10 protein-coding genes, 1 pseudogene and 2 riboswitches are annotated in these 16,250 nt (G+C 38.1%); of the genes and pseudogenes, 10 read left to right on the plus strand and 1 reads right to left on the minus strand.

The annotated features are described in order from the left end of the window. Positions 1-905 precede the first annotated feature (905 nt). From DFR56_RS02620 to DFR56_RS02625, 3 genes and pseudogenes are all read left to right on the plus strand, one after another. A pseudogene (locus DFR56_RS02620) lies at positions 906-2,861 on the plus strand (aconitate hydratase). Beyond that, a complete protein-coding gene (locus tag DFR56_RS22775) occupies positions 2,861-3,022 on the plus strand; it encodes a hypothetical protein (RefSeq protein WP_158525474.1) in 162 nt (53 codons plus the stop codon). The pseudogene DFR56_RS02620 and the gene DFR56_RS22775 overlap by 1 nt, the downstream one beginning before the upstream one ends. Before the next feature lie 96 nt (positions 3,023-3,118). Beyond that, a riboswitch (purine riboswitch) is annotated at positions 3,119-3,219 on the plus strand. A 192-nt stretch (positions 3,220-3,411) separates the two neighbouring features. Continuing rightward, the gene (locus DFR56_RS02625) at positions 3,412-4,743 is read left to right on the plus strand and encodes an NCS2 family permease (RefSeq protein ID WP_110393846.1); all 1,332 of its coding nucleotides are present in this window, start codon (positions 3,412-3,414) and stop codon (positions 4,741-4,743) included. Between the two features lie 532 nt (positions 4,744-5,275). On the opposite strand, the gene DFR56_RS02630 is transcribed toward DFR56_RS02625, so the two are convergent. Next, positions 5,276-6,457, minus strand: coding sequence for an MFS transporter (locus DFR56_RS02630; protein ID WP_110393847.1), 1,182 nt, complete (start codon positions 6,455-6,457; stop codon positions 5,276-5,278). A gap of 117 nt (positions 6,458-6,574) precedes the next feature. Here DFR56_RS02630 and DFR56_RS02635 point away from each other — a divergent pair, with 117 nt between their 5' ends. The 7 genes from DFR56_RS02635 to purF all read left to right on the plus strand — a co-directional run bounded on the left by DFR56_RS02635 (position 6,575) and on the right by purF (position 15,898). Further along, positions 6,575-7,282, plus strand: coding sequence for an MOSC domain-containing protein (locus DFR56_RS02635; protein ID WP_110393848.1), 708 nt, complete (start codon positions 6,575-6,577; stop codon positions 7,280-7,282). A 309-nt stretch (positions 7,283-7,591) separates the two neighbouring features. Next, positions 7,592-8,290: a DUF2179 domain-containing protein gene (locus DFR56_RS02640; RefSeq protein WP_110393849.1), complete on the plus strand. Its 699-nt coding sequence runs from the start codon at positions 7,592-7,594 to the stop codon at positions 8,288-8,290. A 70-nt stretch (positions 8,291-8,360) separates the two neighbouring features. Next, a riboswitch (purine riboswitch) is annotated at positions 8,361-8,461 on the plus strand. Between the two features lie 392 nt (positions 8,462-8,853). Continuing rightward, positions 8,854-9,345, plus strand: coding sequence for a 5-(carboxyamino)imidazole ribonucleotide mutase (purE, locus tag DFR56_RS02645; protein ID WP_110393850.1), 492 nt, complete (start codon positions 8,854-8,856; stop codon positions 9,343-9,345). A 4-nt stretch (positions 9,346-9,349) separates the two neighbouring features. Then, positions 9,350-10,477 carry a 5-(carboxyamino)imidazole ribonucleotide synthase gene (gene purK, locus DFR56_RS02650; RefSeq protein WP_110393957.1) on the plus strand — a complete coding sequence of 376 codons (1,128 nt, stop codon included), beginning with the start codon at positions 9,350-9,352 and terminating at the stop codon, positions 10,475-10,477. Next, complete coding sequence (purB, locus tag DFR56_RS02655; RefSeq protein WP_110393851.1) at positions 10,470-11,768, plus strand: adenylosuccinate lyase; 1,299 nt, start codon at positions 10,470-10,472, stop codon at positions 11,766-11,768. The genes purK and purB overlap by 8 nt, the downstream gene beginning before the upstream one ends. A 526-nt stretch (positions 11,769-12,294) precedes the next feature. Next, positions 12,295-14,505, plus strand: coding sequence for a phosphoribosylformylglycinamidine synthase subunit PurL (gene purL / locus DFR56_RS02660; RefSeq protein WP_110393852.1), 2,211 nt, complete (start codon positions 12,295-12,297; stop codon positions 14,503-14,505). Between the two features lie 16 nt (positions 14,506-14,521). Continuing rightward, the gene (gene purF / locus DFR56_RS02665; protein ID WP_110393853.1) at positions 14,522-15,898 is read left to right on the plus strand and encodes an amidophosphoribosyltransferase; all 1,377 of its coding nucleotides are present in this window, start codon (positions 14,522-14,524) and stop codon (positions 15,896-15,898) included. Positions 15,899-16,250: the final 352 nt, after the last annotated feature.

Raw genomic sequence — 16,250 nt, forward strand, 5'->3', positions numbered from 1 at the left:
AAAATCTTATAGAAATAGCACATTTTTATGGCTGTTGTAATCACAATAAAACGATTAGGCGAGTTTTAATTAAAGTAAAGTAATTCCTAAAATTATCTTCAATAAATAGGATTGTTTTTTGGAAATTCATCCCACTATTTAGAAAATTAATCCAATTTGAGAGGGAAATAATGTATAATGAAGAAAACTGATAAGCTGACTTTTATTTACTAAAAGGCGGGGTGGAACATGTTAACAATTTTATTTTATAGTTCAATCCTTTTTTCACTCTTGTTCCTGGCAATTTCTCTTATAAGGAATTCTTCGATGTTTATCGTTTTAAGTGTACTATTTGCAATTCCTTATAGCTTTTATTTTGCGGGAATTCCTATGATGCGGTGGATGATATTGATTCCTGTTCTATATCTTCTATTGTTTTATTATTTTAGGAGAAAAATTAATTACTCACGTTCTACTAATAGTTGAAAATAATACTCAATTGCACTCCGATCTCTTATTAGATGAGAAAGGAGTGTTTTTTGTCTCTATTCTTTCTTTTGAACTAACGAGTAAATCGATGCTTATTCATCACTTCATCATTAAAATTATTCCGGAAGAAATGAAAAAAATAATGAAAGCTATCTATTCTGTTTTTGCACATTTATACAGAAAATTTATAGCAACCTTCAATAATGCTGTTTTGCAAACTCGAATGCTGAGATATTCCAATAAATGCTGCTTAAAAAATTAAAATGCTGATTCAGAAAGAAAGATGTTGAGATAGTACGAATAATGTTGGCTCGTACATCCGAATGCTGGACATACAACGATCATTTGACCCATGGGAAAAATCAAATTCAATGAATCGTTCCTCCACTCTTGGGAAAAATAGTTGCAATGATGAATTTTATCCAGGAGGAACAAAGATGACGTTAAATGTGACAAAAAAATTGATTAAAGATCATTTAGTATTTGGAGAAATGATTCCAGGAAATGAAATTGGACTAAAAATTGATCAAACATTAACTCAAGATGCGACAGGGACGATGGTTATGCTCGAACTTGAAGCGATGGGGATTGAACGTGCACAAACAGAAGCATCTGCACAATATGTGGATCATAATTTAATTCAAGTTGACAGTAAAAATCCCGATGACCATCTTTTTTTACAAAGTGCGGCACATCGTTTTGGACTTTACTATAGTAAGCCCGGAAATGGGGTAAGTCACCCTGTTCATATGTAGAGGCTTGCTAAACCAGGAAAAACATTGCTCGGTTCGGACAGCCATACGTGTGCAAATGGATGTATGGGGATGCTCGCGATGGGAGCAGGTGGGATCGATGTTGCGATGGCGATTGCGGGAAAGCCATTTTATGTGAAAATGCCTGAAGTGTGGGGAATTAATTTAACGGGAGAGTTGCCTGATTGGGTAAGTGCGAAAGACGTTATTTTAGAATTATTACGAAGGCATGATGTCAAAGGTGCCGTTGGAAGGGTCATTGAATATTATGGTCCCGGGCTTGCACACTTAAGTGCAATGGATCGTCATGTTATTGCCAATATGGGGGCAGAACTAGGGGCAACGGGAACTGTATTTCCTTCAGATGGTGAAATAAAGAACTTTTTAAAAACGCAAAGGCGTGAAGAGGATTGGATCGAATTAAAGGCGGATAAAGGTGCTACGTATGATATCGATGAGGAAATTAATTTATCAATTCTTGAGCCGTTGATAGCAAAGCCTTCTAGTCCAGGAAATGTTGTCCCTGTTACTGAAGTCGCGGGAACGCCAATTTATCAGTCGTATATTGGTTCTTCGGCAAATCCGGGCTTTAGAGACTTTGCGGTAGCAGCAGAAATTGTTGATGGCAAACAGATTGCAGAAGGAATTTCACTTGATATCAATCCAACTTCAAGACAGATGTTAACAGATCTTGTTCAGGCGAGCCATATAAAAAGCTTCTTGCAAGCTGGGGCGAGACTTCATCAAGCGGGATGTAATGGATGTATTGGAATGGGGCAGGCTCCCGCAACGGGACGTAATAGCTTGCGAACGACACCGAGAAATTTCCCAGGTCGTTCTGGAACGAAAGAAGATAGTGTCTTTTTATGTAGCCCAGAAACAGCGGCAGCATCAGCATTAACAGGAGTCATTACAGATCCACGTACATTAGGAAAACGTGCACCAAAAGTAAAAGAACCGAAAAATGTGTCAGTCGATGTTCATTTATTAGAAAAACCGCTACCATATGAGGAAGCGAAGAAAATGAAGTTACAAAAAGGCCCTAATATTGCGTCCATCCCAGAGATGAGTGAACTTCCTAATCATTTAGAACTGCCTATTTTACTAAAGATGGGGGATAATATTTCAACAGACGAAATTTTGGCAGGTGGTTCGCGAGTTTTGCCATATAGAAGTAACTTACCTGAAATTAGTAAATTTTCTTTTGAAATTATTGATCCTACTTACTATGAGCGTGGAAAAAAGACAGTTGACCATGGCGGTCACGCAATTGTCGGTGGATTTAATTACGGTCAAGGATCAAGTAGAGAGCATGCCGCACTTGCACCAAGATACCTTGGTTTAAGGGTAGCACTTGTAAAAGATTTCGCCCGAATTCACTGGCAAAACCTCGTTAACTTTGGTGTTCTTCCACTTACGTTTATGGATAGTAATGATTATGATCAACTACATGAAGATGACATTCTTATTTTAGAGGATATTAAAACAAAAATGAAACAAGGAAATGAATTTTCTATTGAAGTAAAAGGGAAAGATAACAAGATCAATGTGCGACATTTGTTATCCCCGAGACAAATAGAAATTATTTTAGCTGGTGGATTAATTAATTGGGTGAAAACAACAAATAAGGAGGCACTATAATGGCAGAGGATATTTGTAAAGCATGTCATGGTTCCGGTATGCAAGCAGATGATGAAGGTTGGCAATATCAATGTAGTGTATGTCACGGAACTGGAGAAATTATCGATAAAGATGAGGCACGTATTATGGCAGTCGATGAAAATAATCGATTATTAGATTAAAATCATTCCTTCAAAAGTAAATACAGGTTTGCATGCAAAACATGTCAATAAAAATAGATCATTGACGAATTGATTAATAAGAAGTATCATTATGTATGAAAATAATAATAAGCTTTGCGTATAATCTAGGGGATAGGCTTTAGAGTTTCTACCGGACTACCGTAAATAGTCTGACTACGCAGATAATAGTGATGTTCATAATGATTTGTGGTGATCGCTTTATTTTTTATTGGAGTTGAAGTGATTACTTTCATTCACGTTCATTACTTTTTCTGACATAGTGATGGTAGCACTCCTTACTTGATGAGGGTGCTTTTTTGCTTTTATTGTAAAATATATTTTTAGCCCAAGTCGGATTAGCAAAGTAACTATTTTGAGGAGGAGCAAGATTGAAGAAGTATTTTCGCTTCGAAGAATTAGGTACAAATTATCGTACAGAATTTATGGCAGGTATGACCACTTTTTTAGCGATGGCGTACATTTTATTCGTTAACCCTGCAACATTATCATTGGAAGGTGTTGATCTTCCTGCGGGGATTACGGGAATGGATAAGGGCGCTGTTTTTACAGCAACAGCAGTTGCAGCGGCAGTTGGTACCTTATTAATGGGGATTATTGCAAAATACCCAATAGGACTAGCACCAGGAATGGGTCTAAACGCATTTTTTGCTTATACAGTTGTTTTAGGTTACGGTATTCCGTGGGAAACTGCATTATCTGGAGTGTTAGCATCTGGAATTATTTTTATTCTATTAACTTTAACTGGTTTACGAGAGAAAATTATTAATCTTATTCCAGGTAATTTGAAATTGGCAGTAGGTGCTGGTATTGGTTTTTTTATTGCCTTTCTCGGTTTTCAAAATGCTGGAATTATTGTTGGAAATGATGCAACATTAGTTGCTATTGGTGAACTAACTTCACCACACGTACTACTCGCAATCTTTGGTGTTGTTATATCTGTTATTTTACTTAGTTTAAATGTTCGTGGGGGCATTTTTTACGGGATGATTATTACATCAATCGTTGGAATGATTTTTGGTTTAATCCCGACACCTAAAGGAATTGGTGATATCGTAAGTTCCGTACCTAGTGTGGCACCAACATTTGGACAAGCATTCATTAATTTTGGTGATATTTTTACATTGCAAATGTTAGTCGTTATTTTAACCTTTTTATTCGTTGACTTTTTTGATACGGCGGGTACACTCGTCGCGGTTGCAACACAAGCGGGTCTTATGAAAGAAGACAAGTTACCTCGTGCTGGTAAAGCATTATTTGCAGACTCTTCGGCAACTGTTGTTGGGGCAGTTGTTGGTACATCGACAACTACATCTTATGTTGAGTCAACTGCTGGTGTTGGAGTTGGTGGACGAACTGGGTTTGCATCGGTTGTTACGGCAGGATTTTTCTTACTTGCTTTATTTTTCTCACCATTACTAGCAGTTATAACGGTGGAAGTAACAGCACCTGCCCTTATTATTGTCGGTGTTCTTATGGCAACGGCACTTAAAAGAATCGAGTGGGATAAATTTGAAATTGCAGTACCAGCCTTTTTAACGATTATCGCGATGCCACTTACGTATAGTATTGCGACTGGAATTGCTGTTGGATTTGTCTTTTATCCAATTACGATGATGATGAAGGGAAGAATAAAAGAGGTACATTGGGTCATGTATGTCTTAGCCGCTGTCTTCATTCTTTATTTTATCTATTTGACTTAAAAATTAAGAGGTCAAGAAACAAGTGTTTTGGTCATAGAAAAATCCGAACTATATTCAAATTTCTTCCATTAGAATTTGTTTATTAGCTCGGATTTTTCTTTTAGCTATTTTATCTAACCCTTTGATGCTATTTAGAAATAAACCGCGCAGTAACTTCGAAATAGTGAATGTCCCATCGTATCTGAAACATCAATACACAATTTTATTCCACTATTTTTATGGTTGTTTGGAGCAGAGAATCATTAACTCCTGGTACTGGGACTGCGATTACTCTCCCCACCGGAGAAAATTGCACTAGCACGTCCTGCGACTGCGATTACTCGTCGCAATAAACATTGTCATTCGGAGGATGAAACCGTACCTAGCGGTAAAGGACTGCCCGTAGTGGAAATTAATGTTGCTGTGACTATGTTTGTAGACAAAATATCAAATTAAGTTACTGCAAAGTTTATATCAACTACATTAAGAAACAACCGTTGAAAAGGTAACATTCTGGATTTCCTATTTGATCGTTTCGTGTGGGACACATTAATTATGTCCCAGCTGTTTTTACTTTTACTTCTAACCGTTTCATCCAAATTTGATACCCGACTAAACAGAAGATACCGAGCAGTGTAAATAATCCCATACCAAGATACATAATTTGTCCACCAAAAGCTTCAATCATTTTTCCGCCTGCCATTGATCCGATAATACCCGATACACCGAACATGACTGAATAAAAAATGAGATGCCCTGTCGATTGTAATAAATTTGGAATTAGTTTTGTGACGTAATCAAAAGCAGCAATATAAAATATTCCGAATGTAACTCCATGTAAAACCTGAAAAGAGATAATAAAATAAGGGCTTGGTGCCATACCGTAAATAAACCAACGTATACAGTATAAAATGCTAGCAATAATGACAAAAGTGATCGGACTATATTTTCGGAACCAAAGACCTGCAAATGCAAAGACTGCTGCCTCACTAATAACTCCAACAAACCAGGCAATTCCAACAAGCCCCTCACTTCCACCTACTTCTGTTATGTAGATACCGATAAAACTATCGTTCGCACGATGAGTAATCGTAATAAACATCATAAAAAGTAAAAAGAATATAAATGGTTTGTTTTTTAACAACATACTAATATCTGCTAAGTTCACTGGTGTAGATTCTTCTTCACTTTTTACATCCGAAATCGTAAAAGCAATAATAAGTAATATAGTCCCGATGATGACATATGGCCAGACGATAACTTGAATGCCGAACTTTGTTAAGATTTCGCCAACGACTAAGGAAGAAAAGGCAAAACCAACAGAACCCCACATTCTAATCGAACCGAATGAAATTTTTAATTGTTGTGCCTGTCTTTGTGCTAAACTATCGCTTAAAGCTCCAACAGGAGAAGAAAAAAAGAAAAAGAGAGCACCTAAAATTAATATCGTTAGTAAGCTATCCATTTGAAAAAAGATGACACTAATGATTAACATACCAATCGTCGATAAAATAAGCATCCGTTTCACTGTTTTATATTTATCACTTAAATAACCCCAAAAAGGCTGTGAAATAATCGAAGCAAAAGGACCGATCGCTAATACCCAGCCGATCTCTGTTCCTGTTAATCCTTTAAACTTTAAATATAACGGTAAAAAACTAATAATAATTGTGTTTGTTGCATGAAAATGAAAAATAAGCAACTTTAAAGAGGTTAACGATTCTTTTTTAACCAAATAACAATCCTCCTATATGTAATTAATCAATAATATTTGCTAGAATGAATGTAGTAAAATATGGTTAGAGCATTTAATATGATATTAACTATAACATATTATGAAGGAGAGTTTCTCATGAATGTACCGTTTATAAAAGAACTCCGAACGGGTAAGGTAAAACAACTAGGAAAAAAACACGCCAAAGAACCGATGGATCGACCATGGGAAACGGGAATGTTTAAAGAAAAAAGAGAAGGAAAATGGTGGCTGCAAAAAACTGGTTTAGTGGAAGATGAAGTAGCCGATACGAAAATACATGGTGGTCCTGAAAAAGCTTTATTTGCTTATCCGTTGCAGCATTATACGTACTGGAAGAACGATTTAAACATGGAAATCGATGCTGGTGCAATGGGAGAAAACCTAGTCATAACAGAGGCAAATGAATTTTCTATGTTTATAGGAGATACATATCAATTTGGTGAGGCGATTATTCAAGTTTCACAACCACGCCAACCTTGCTGGAAACCCGCGCGCCGATTTAATGTATTAGATTTTGCTTTACGGATTCAAAACAGTGGGCTTACAGGATGGTATTATCGAGTCTTAAAAGAAGGATATGTAGAAGCGGGAACAGAACTAACATTACTAGAAAGACCATTTCCACAGTGGTCAATTGCTGCTTGTAATGAAGTGATGCATATTCACAAAGCGGATCTAGCTGCGGCATATGATTTAGCATCTTGTGAGCTGCTTGCAGAAAACTGGAAACGAACTTTACATAAAAGATTACGAGGGCAAGAATCATCTTTGGAAAAGCGTATATACGGGGCAAATAAAGAGTAGTTTTTCATCTTCTCACATCGTTTGATGATTTTACGTTGAATAGGATGTTCAAAAAGTCCAACAAAAAGGACGCGTCGAATTTCTGCGTTGGCAGTTAAGAAAGGATACATCCTTGCTTAACTGCCTAAGTACAACTAAGGCAGTCGCAGTAAAGGCGTAGCAAAAGCCAAGTTTTCTAAGCTTGCTTTTTTAGGTACTCACGTATGTAAAAGCATACGCTTGTTCCTCAAAGCTGTGCCGCCTGGAACTTCTTGATCCTTTTTATCGGCCTTTTTGCATACTCACTTGAATAGAGTTGGAGGGAGCGTTTTGTTAACGAATGCGTACGCTATTGTTATTATTATTTTAGTTATTAATATTGTCTATGTTTCATTTTCGACGATAAGGATGATATTGACGTTAAAAGGCCGTCGTTATTTAGCCGCTGTTGTCAGTACGGCTGAAGTGGTCGTCTATATTTTAGGATTAAGCATCGTGTTAGATAATTTAGACGGCATTCAAAATATAATTGCTTATGCGGTTGGATTTGCACTCGGTATTATTACCGGGTCAATTATCGAAGAAAGACTTGCACTAGGGTACATCACTGTGAATGTTATCTCGTCTAATCCGACATTAAATTTTACAGAGCGACTTCGTGAAGAAGGCTTTGGTGTTACAAGTTGGACATCATCTGGAATGGATGGCGATAGACTATCCATGCAAATCTTAACACCGCGGAAGCAGGAAGTACGTCTCTATCAAATAATTACTGAAATAGATCCACGCGCATTTATGGTTGCCTATGAGCCGAAACATATTCAAGGTGGATTCTGGGTGAAACAAGTGAGAAGAGGAAAATTGTTTAAAAACGGTAAAGCAAAAGACCAAGTATTAAAAGACATTGTTCCAACAGAAAAAATTATGGAAGATGATGAAGTAGTAGAAGAAATCATTGATGATCAAATACCAATCAATCCTAATATGAAGCCACGAACCCAAAAGCCGAACGTTAGACCAAAATTGTAATAAAATGTTCGATATTTAATTGACGAATAAAATAGCAGTTTGTTATACTAAACATGTTGAAAAAGGTTGAAAATAAGAATAAATAAAGCCCCATATAATTTTGAGAATATGGCTCGGAAGTTTCTACGTTGCACCGTAAATGCTACGACTATGGGGGAGGATGATGTGGTCAAATGCGAAAAAAGTATATGTTCACCATATTTAGAATGCAAGTCTATTCATCTTCTCCTTAGTTTAAAGGAGTAGAATAGACTTTTTTTACTTTTTACAGGGAACATCATAGGTTCTATCTTAATCAGCTAAATGACTATTTACTGGTTTTGCCGATCTGTAAACTTGTACAATGATGTGTTAAACTGGCGAATGTTCGCTATAATGTGGCGAATCTTTCCATTTATATGGCGCATCTTTGGAGTTATATGGCGGGTGTTCACGTTTATATGGCGCATCTCAAGATTAATATGGCGAAGTTCACTTTTATACGGCGAATGTCCCCATATTTCTATGGTTTGTGGAAAGCTATAAATTAGTTATCTAATCAAAGGAAATGGAGTGTGTTAAATATGGCGAAAGTTGGCATTATAATGGGGAGTATCTCTGATTGGGAAACGATGAAACATGCTTGTGATATTTTAGACGAAATGAACATTCCGTACGAAAAAGAAGTAGTTTCTGCACATCGTACGCCTGATGACATGTTTCACTATGCAAAAACGGCTGAAAAACGTGGTCTTCAAGTGATTATTGCTGGAGCTGGAGGTGCGGCTCATTTACCAGGAATGGTAGCTTCCCAAACGACATTACCAGTGATAGGGGTTCCCGTGCAGACGAAAGCATTAGGTGGAATGGATTCCCTTCTTTCGATCGTGCAAATGCCAGGAGGAGTACCGACTGCAACGATGGCAATTGGCAAAGCAGGCGCAACAAATGCAGGACTTTTTGCGACACAAATCATCGGCTTATTTGATACGACGACGAAAATCAAACTGGATAATTATCGTAAAAAAATGAAAGAAAACGTCAATGAAATGAGGGACGACCTTGCAAGCAAATAAAGAAATGTTACAAAAAATAGTACCACCAGAAACGATCGGAATTATTGGTGGTGGGCAGCTTGGCCGTATGATGGCAATTGCAGCAAAATATATGGGTTATCAAGTGATTGTGTTAGATCCGACTCCGAATTGTCCGACTGCACAAGTAGCTGATGGCCAAATCGTTGCAGCTTATGATGATATGGATGCAATAAAAAAATTAACGGAAAAAAGCGATGTTATTACGTATGAATTCGAAAATGTTGACTTGGAAGCTGCTACATTTATTGAAAAAGCAAGTAAACTACCTCAAGGTGCTTATGCACTTGAAGTAACGCAAAATCGTGAAAAAGAAAAAAGTATTATAAAAGAAGCGGGATTACCAATTCCGAGTTTTGCCATTGTTCATAATAGGGAGGAATGTGCGCAAGCTTTGCAAAACTTCCATCTTCCAGCAGTCATTAAAACGTGTCAAGGTGGCTATGACGGAAAAGGACAATTAAAAATAGAATCAGAAAAAGATATGAAGGCGGCAGTAGAATTTGCAAACCCTGGTGGTACATTTATTATCGAACAATGGGTTCCATTCGATAGAGAAATTTCGGTTATTTTTACGAGAAGCCAAACAGGAGAAATCGCCTTTTTCCCGTTAGCAGAAAATGACCATAAAGATCATATTTTATATGAAACAATTGCTCCTGCTCGGGTATCAACTGAGGTGAAAAGGAAGGCAATAGAAGCGGCAACGATCCTTGCTGAAAAAATAAATATCGTTGGTACATTTGCCATTGAAATGTTCGTAAAAGGGGAGGATATTTTTATTAATGAAATGGCCCCAAGACCACATAATTCCGGTCATTATACAATAGAGGCTTGCAATGTATCACAGTTTTATCAACATATTCGCGCCATTTGTGGGCTACCACTTCAAGAAGTGGAACAGTTTCAAGCAGCAATCATGATGAATGTGCTCGGTGAAGATATGCCAAAAGCAATTCGCGCATTATCAACGATTCCTGAAGCTTTTGTTCACTTATATGGAAAAGCAGAAGCGAAAGAAAAACGAAAAATGGGTCATGTCACATTTATCGGAGACGACTTTCAAGCAGTCGAGAAGTTAAAACAGGCATATGAGGGGGATATATATGATTGAACGATATACTCGCGAAGAAATGGGTGCAATTTGGACGGAGAAAAATAAATACAATGCATGGCTTGAGGTGGAAATATTAGCATGTGAAGCTTGGGCTGAACTTGGCGTGATACCAAAAAAAGATGTCCAAGCAATTCGAAAAAATGCCGCTTTCTCGGTCGATCGTATTGATGAAATTGAACAAGAGACGCGCCATGATGTCGTTGCATTTACTCGTTCAGTTTCCGAGTCCCTTGGAGAAGAAAGAAAATGGGTTCATTATGGATTAACGTCCACAGATGTGGTTGATACAGCATTATCTTATCTTTTAAAACAGGCGAACGATATTATCCGAAAAGATTTAGAAAACTTTATTGATATATTAAAGCAAAAAGCAATCGAGCATAGGCATACTGTCATGATGGGACGTACACATGGAGTGCATGCAGAACCAACGACATTTGGATTAAAAATCGCCCTTTGGTACGAGGAGATGAAACGGAATTTAGAACGATTCAATGAAGCGGCAAACCGTGTAGAATTCGGTAAGTTGTCTGGTGCGGTTGGTACTTATGCAAATATCGACCCGTTTGTAGAGAAATATGTTTGTGAAAACCTAAGTCTATCTCCTGCACCATTATCGACACAAACATTGCAACGTGATCGCCATGCAGCTTATATGTCTGTTCTTGCATTAATCGCAACGTCCATTGAAAAATTTGCAACAGAAATCCGTGGACTGCAAAAAACAGAAACTCGTGAGGTAGAAGAGTTTTTCCGAAAAGGGCAAACAGGCTCATCGGCTATGCCTCATAAGCGAAATCCAATCGCCTCAGAAAATATGAGTGGAATGGCACGTGTTATTCGTGGTTATATGGTCACGGCTTATGAAAATGTTTCATTATGGCATGAACGTGATATTTCTCATTCATCTGCTGAAAGAATTATTTTACCAGATGCAACGATCGCGCTAAATTATATGTTGAATCGTTTTATGAATGTTGTGAAAAATTTAACTGTTTTTCCAGAAAATATGAAGCGTAATATAGATAAAACATATGGTGTTATTTTTTCACAACGTGTCTTACTTGCCTTAATCGAAAAAGGATTATCTAGGGAGGATGCATACAATATCGTTCAACCACTGGCAATGGAGGCTTGGGAGACAGAAACACATTTTAAACAATTATTGGAACAAAATAAACTTGTCGCGGAAAATTTGACTGAAGCTGAACTAGAAGATTGCTTTGACTATACGTACCACCTGAAAAATGTTGATGTAATTTTTGAACGATTAGGATTACAAGGATAATAAAATGTTTTCCTTATGCGCATTCGAACGAAACTGTGCAGTAACTTAGTTTAATTTTCATCGACAAACCTAGTCACAGCAACGTTGATTTGCGCTTCGGACAGTCGCTTTCCGCGGGCAACCCTCAACTTCCTCGGAAGCAAAGTGCGCTTCCTGTGGGATTTTCGGTTGTTGCTTTTCCCGCAGGAGTCTACTGTCCTACGCTCCAATCAACTGTACGTAAGGTGAATGATAATTATTTTATTACACCCATAAACAAATAACAGTAATGATTGACTACACCCACCTTAGCGAAGGAAATGCACGGAGACTCCTGTGGGAGGACAGGCCTAGATGAGACCCCACAACGAGCAAAGCGAGTGAGGAGGCTCATCAGCCGCCCACGGAAAGCGGAGTGCATTTCCGTAGCGATAGGATTTTCACCACTAAATGTTACTGCTTAGTTTATAGATATTGTAGGGGAAGATAAATTGTTAATTGAACACGGTTGTGAACATCATTTTTTACGATAAAGGAGAAGAACAAGATGCCAGAAAATATGGATCCAAAACAAATTGAACGTGATAAAGAGTATCAAAAAATGGGGCTATCTGATGAGGAATACGACCGAATCAAATCAATCACGAAAAGATACCCAAATTATACAGAAACAGGTATTTTTTCTGTTATGTGGTCAGAACATTGTAGTTATAAAACGTCTAAACCATTACTAAAAAAGTTCCCGACAAAAGCCCCTCAAGTTTTAGTCGGACCAGGTGAAGGTGCAGGTGTCGTCGATATTGGGGATAACCAAGCAGTCGTATTCAAAATGGAAAGCCATAATAGTCCATCTAAAATTAATCCATTTGAAGGTGCGGCAACAGGAGTTGGCGGAATTTTACGTGATGTATTTTCAATGGGAGCACGTCCAATTGCAGCAATGAACTCTCTTCGTTTTGGTCCATTATCATCCGATCGAACGAAATATTTGTTTGAAGAAGTCGTAAAAGGAATTGCTTATTACGGAAACAATGTTGGTGTTCCAACAGTCGGTGGGGAAATTCAATTTGATGATTGTTACGAAGAAAGTCCACTCGTAAATGCCATGGTTGTCGGCTTACTGAATCATGAAGATATTCAAAAAGGAATTGCTGCAGGAGTTGGAAATACAGTCATCTATGCTGGTGCTCCTACAGGAAGAGATGGAATTCATGGGGCTACTCACTCTTCTGTTGATGAACAGTCAGATGATGCAAGTCCAGCAGCTGGAAATCCACATCTTGAAAAACGACTCATTGAAGCATGTTTAGAAGTGATTCATCATGATGCACTCGTTGGTATGCAAGATATGGGGGCGGCAGGACTTACATCATCTGGAAGTGAAATGGCCTCAAAGGCTGGAACGGGAATGGTGCTGAATTTGGATTTAGTGCCACAAGCAGAAGAAAATATGTCCGCTTATGAAATGATGCTCTCTGAAACCCAGGAAAGAATGTTACTCGTTGTGGAAAAAGGGAGAGAACGGGAAATAATCGATCTTTTTACAAAACATGATATTGATGCAGTAGCTGTCGGTGAGGTAATCGAGGAAAAAGTATTCCGTATTGAGCATCAAAATAAAGTTTGGGCAGATATTCCTGTTGATGCGCTAGATAAAGATGCACCAATTTATCATATGCCATCAAAAGAGGCGAGTTATTATAAAGCTTTTCAAGAAGTAGAACAAACGGTACCAGTCATTAAAGATTACGGAGCAACATTAAAAGAGTTACTGCAACGCCCGACGATTGCAAGTAAGGAATGGGTATACAAACAATTTGACTCGAAAGCTCGTGGAAATACAGTGGTAGGTCCGGGCGCTGGATCGGCAGTTGTAGAAATAGAAGGTCACAATAAAGCAATTGCCATTTCGACAGATTGTAATTCACGCTATATTTATTTAGACCCTGAAGTAGGCGGTAAAATTGCCGTTGCAGAAGCTTTACGAAATATCGTCGTTGCAGGTGCAAAACCGGTCGGAATTACAGACGGATTAAACTATGGTAATCCGACAAATGAAGAAGTATTTTGGCAAATGGAAAAAAGTATTGACGGTATTAGTGAAGCATGTCGTGAACTAGACGTTCCAGTCATCAGTGGAAACGTCTCGATGTACAACCAATCACACGGGGAGCCAATTTTTCCTACACCAATTATCGGTGTCGTCGGATTGTTTGAATCACTTGATCATATTACTCCGAATTCATTTCAAAACGAAGGCGATGTTGTCTACGTGGTTGGAGAAGCAGATCATTCATTTGGCGGAAGTGAAATCCAACATCATGTAGATGGAAAATATGAAGGAAAAGCACCTCATATCGATCTAACCATTGAAAAAGACCGCCAAGCTAAACTATTACAAGCAATTAAAGCGGGAGTTGTGGCATCAGCAGAAGATATTGCAGAAGGTGGACTTGCTGTCGCCCTAGCAGAAAATGTCATTCGTGCTGAAGGAATTGGTGTTAACATCACGTTAACAGGAGATGCAACTGTTGAACTATTTAGTGAAACTCAGTCACGTTTTTTACTCACAGTTAGAGAAGCCAATGTCGCACAGTTTGAACAAAGTGGATTGGATGCGAAACGAATTGGTGTCGTTACAAAAGAGGAAAAAGTAGTTATTAATTCAAAAGAAGGCAAACGGATTTTGGAGGAAGAAGTAGAGCCACTCAGAAAACTGTGGAAGGAAAGTATAGAGCAGTTGCTGAAATCCAATTGAAAATGAGGAATGAACGATGTTTGGTATTTGGGGTCACGATAAAGCAGCGGAAATAACGTATTATGGACTACATGCTATGCAGCATCGTGGACAAGATGGAGCAGGAATTGTTATTAATAATGGTGAAAATCTTAAACTGCATAAAGATGTAGGGTTAGTAAATGATGTCTTTAAGCGGGTAAACTTTGCAGACTTTCCTGGATATGCTGCGATTGGCCATGTCCGCAACGCAACACAAGATGATGGCATTTTTGATAATGTACAACCACTCGTTTTTCGGTCATTAAGCAGTAGCACAGCGATTGCACATAATGGCAGAATTATGAATGCTGAAAAAATTCGGCGCAATTTAGAAGAAGCGGGAAGTATTTTTCAAACAACTTCTGATACCGAAGTGTTAGCACATTTAATGAAGAAAATGAATGGGAAAAATACGACAGAAGAAGCAATTATCGCTGGATTAAAGCAGTTAGTTGGTGCCTATGCATTTTTAATTTTAACGGAAGATAAGATGTATGTTGCCCTCGATCCACGTGGGATTCGACCGTTATCACTTGGTAGGCTTGGTGATGCCTATGTGGTCGCATCTGAAACGTGTGCATTCAGTATTATTGGGGCTACGTTCGAACGAGAGGTCATGCCAGGTGAGCTACTCACCATTAGTAATGAAGGATTAAAATCAACTCGATTCTTACTTCGTGAACCTAGGAAATTATGTGCAATGGAATATGTCTATTTTTCACGTCCAGATAGTGATTTGAATTTAGTGAACGTCCATACTTCTCGGAAACGAATGGGCATTGAACTTGCCAGAGAACATCCAGTATATGATGCAGATGTCGTAACAGGTGTACCTGATTCAAGTATTTCAGCAGCGATCGGTTATGCAGAGCAATGTGGATTACCATATGAAATGGGCGTTATTAAAAATCGTTATATAGGTAGAACATTTATTCAGCCATCGCAAGAATTACGCGATCAAGGGGTAAAAATGAAGCTATCTCCAGTTCGTGGTGTCGTAGAAGGAAAAAGTGTCGTCATGATTGATGATTCAATTGTTAGGGGAACGACGAGCAGACGTATTGTCAGACTCTTAAAAGAAGCAGGGGCAAAAGAAGTACATGTGCGTATATCATCACCTCGCATTGAAAATCCATGTTTGTATGGAATTGATATGTTAACGAAAAAAGAACTGATTGCTGCTAACCATACGAATGAAGAGATCAAAGACATCATTGAAGCTGATTCGGTTGAATTTTTATCAATCGAAGGAACAGAAAAAGCGATTGTGAAGGATAAAACGATTAACCAAGGAATTTGTGCTGCATGTATGACAGGAAACTATCCAGTTCTTGAAAATGACCAGCGAAAAGAGTTTTACCGAAAATATTAGAAGGTTGGCAAGTTGTTTATTTTAGGCGTATGTTTGTTTTGTAATCGGCACGTTACGGAGTTTTAGACATTTAAAAGTGTAAGAACGCACATGTTTATAGTTTTAGGAGCATCATAGCATGTTCCCGATCCTCTCGAAATATGTCTAGCTTAGTGCAGAACTATTCAAGCAAGCGCGTAAAAGCTCAAGTCGGGCGCGGAAAAATTTGAGCAAGTGCGTAAAACCTTAAAGCAAGTGCGGAAAAATATGAGAAAGTGCGCAAAAGCTGAAGTTCAGTGCGGGAATTAATAGTGTGATCATGGCATATGTACTTGATCTCAGACACATAAAAGAATCGACACAAACTATACTA

The organism is Pseudogracilibacillus auburnensis (genome assembly GCF_003201975.1).
Taxonomy (GTDB): Bacteria; Bacillota; Bacilli; order Bacillales; family Amphibacillaceae; genus Pseudogracilibacillus; species Pseudogracilibacillus auburnensis.

What these genes read in the sequence shown, in the direction of transcription:
- DFR56_RS22775 (WP_158525474.1), top strand. Translation starts at nt 2,861, where the DNA reads ATGGCAGAGGATATTTGTAAAGCATGTCATGGTTCCGGTATGCAAGCA.
- DFR56_RS02635 (WP_110393848.1), top strand. Translation starts at nt 6,575, where the DNA reads ATGAATGTACCGTTTATAAAAGAACTCCGAACGGGTAAGGTAAAACAA.
- purE (WP_110393850.1), top strand. Translation starts at nt 8,854, where the DNA reads ATGGCGAAAGTTGGCATTATAATGGGGAGTATCTCTGATTGGGAAACG.
- purK (WP_110393957.1), top strand. Translation starts at nt 9,350, where the DNA reads ATGTTACAAAAAATAGTACCACCAGAAACGATCGGAATTATTGGTGGT.
- purB (WP_110393851.1), top strand. Translation starts at nt 10,470, where the DNA reads ATGATTGAACGATATACTCGCGAAGAAATGGGTGCAATTTGGACGGAG.
- purL (WP_110393852.1), top strand. Translation starts at nt 12,295, where the DNA reads ATGCCAGAAAATATGGATCCAAAACAAATTGAACGTGATAAAGAGTAT.
- purF (WP_110393853.1), top strand. Translation starts at nt 14,522, where the DNA reads ATGTTTGGTATTTGGGGTCACGATAAAGCAGCGGAAATAACGTATTAT.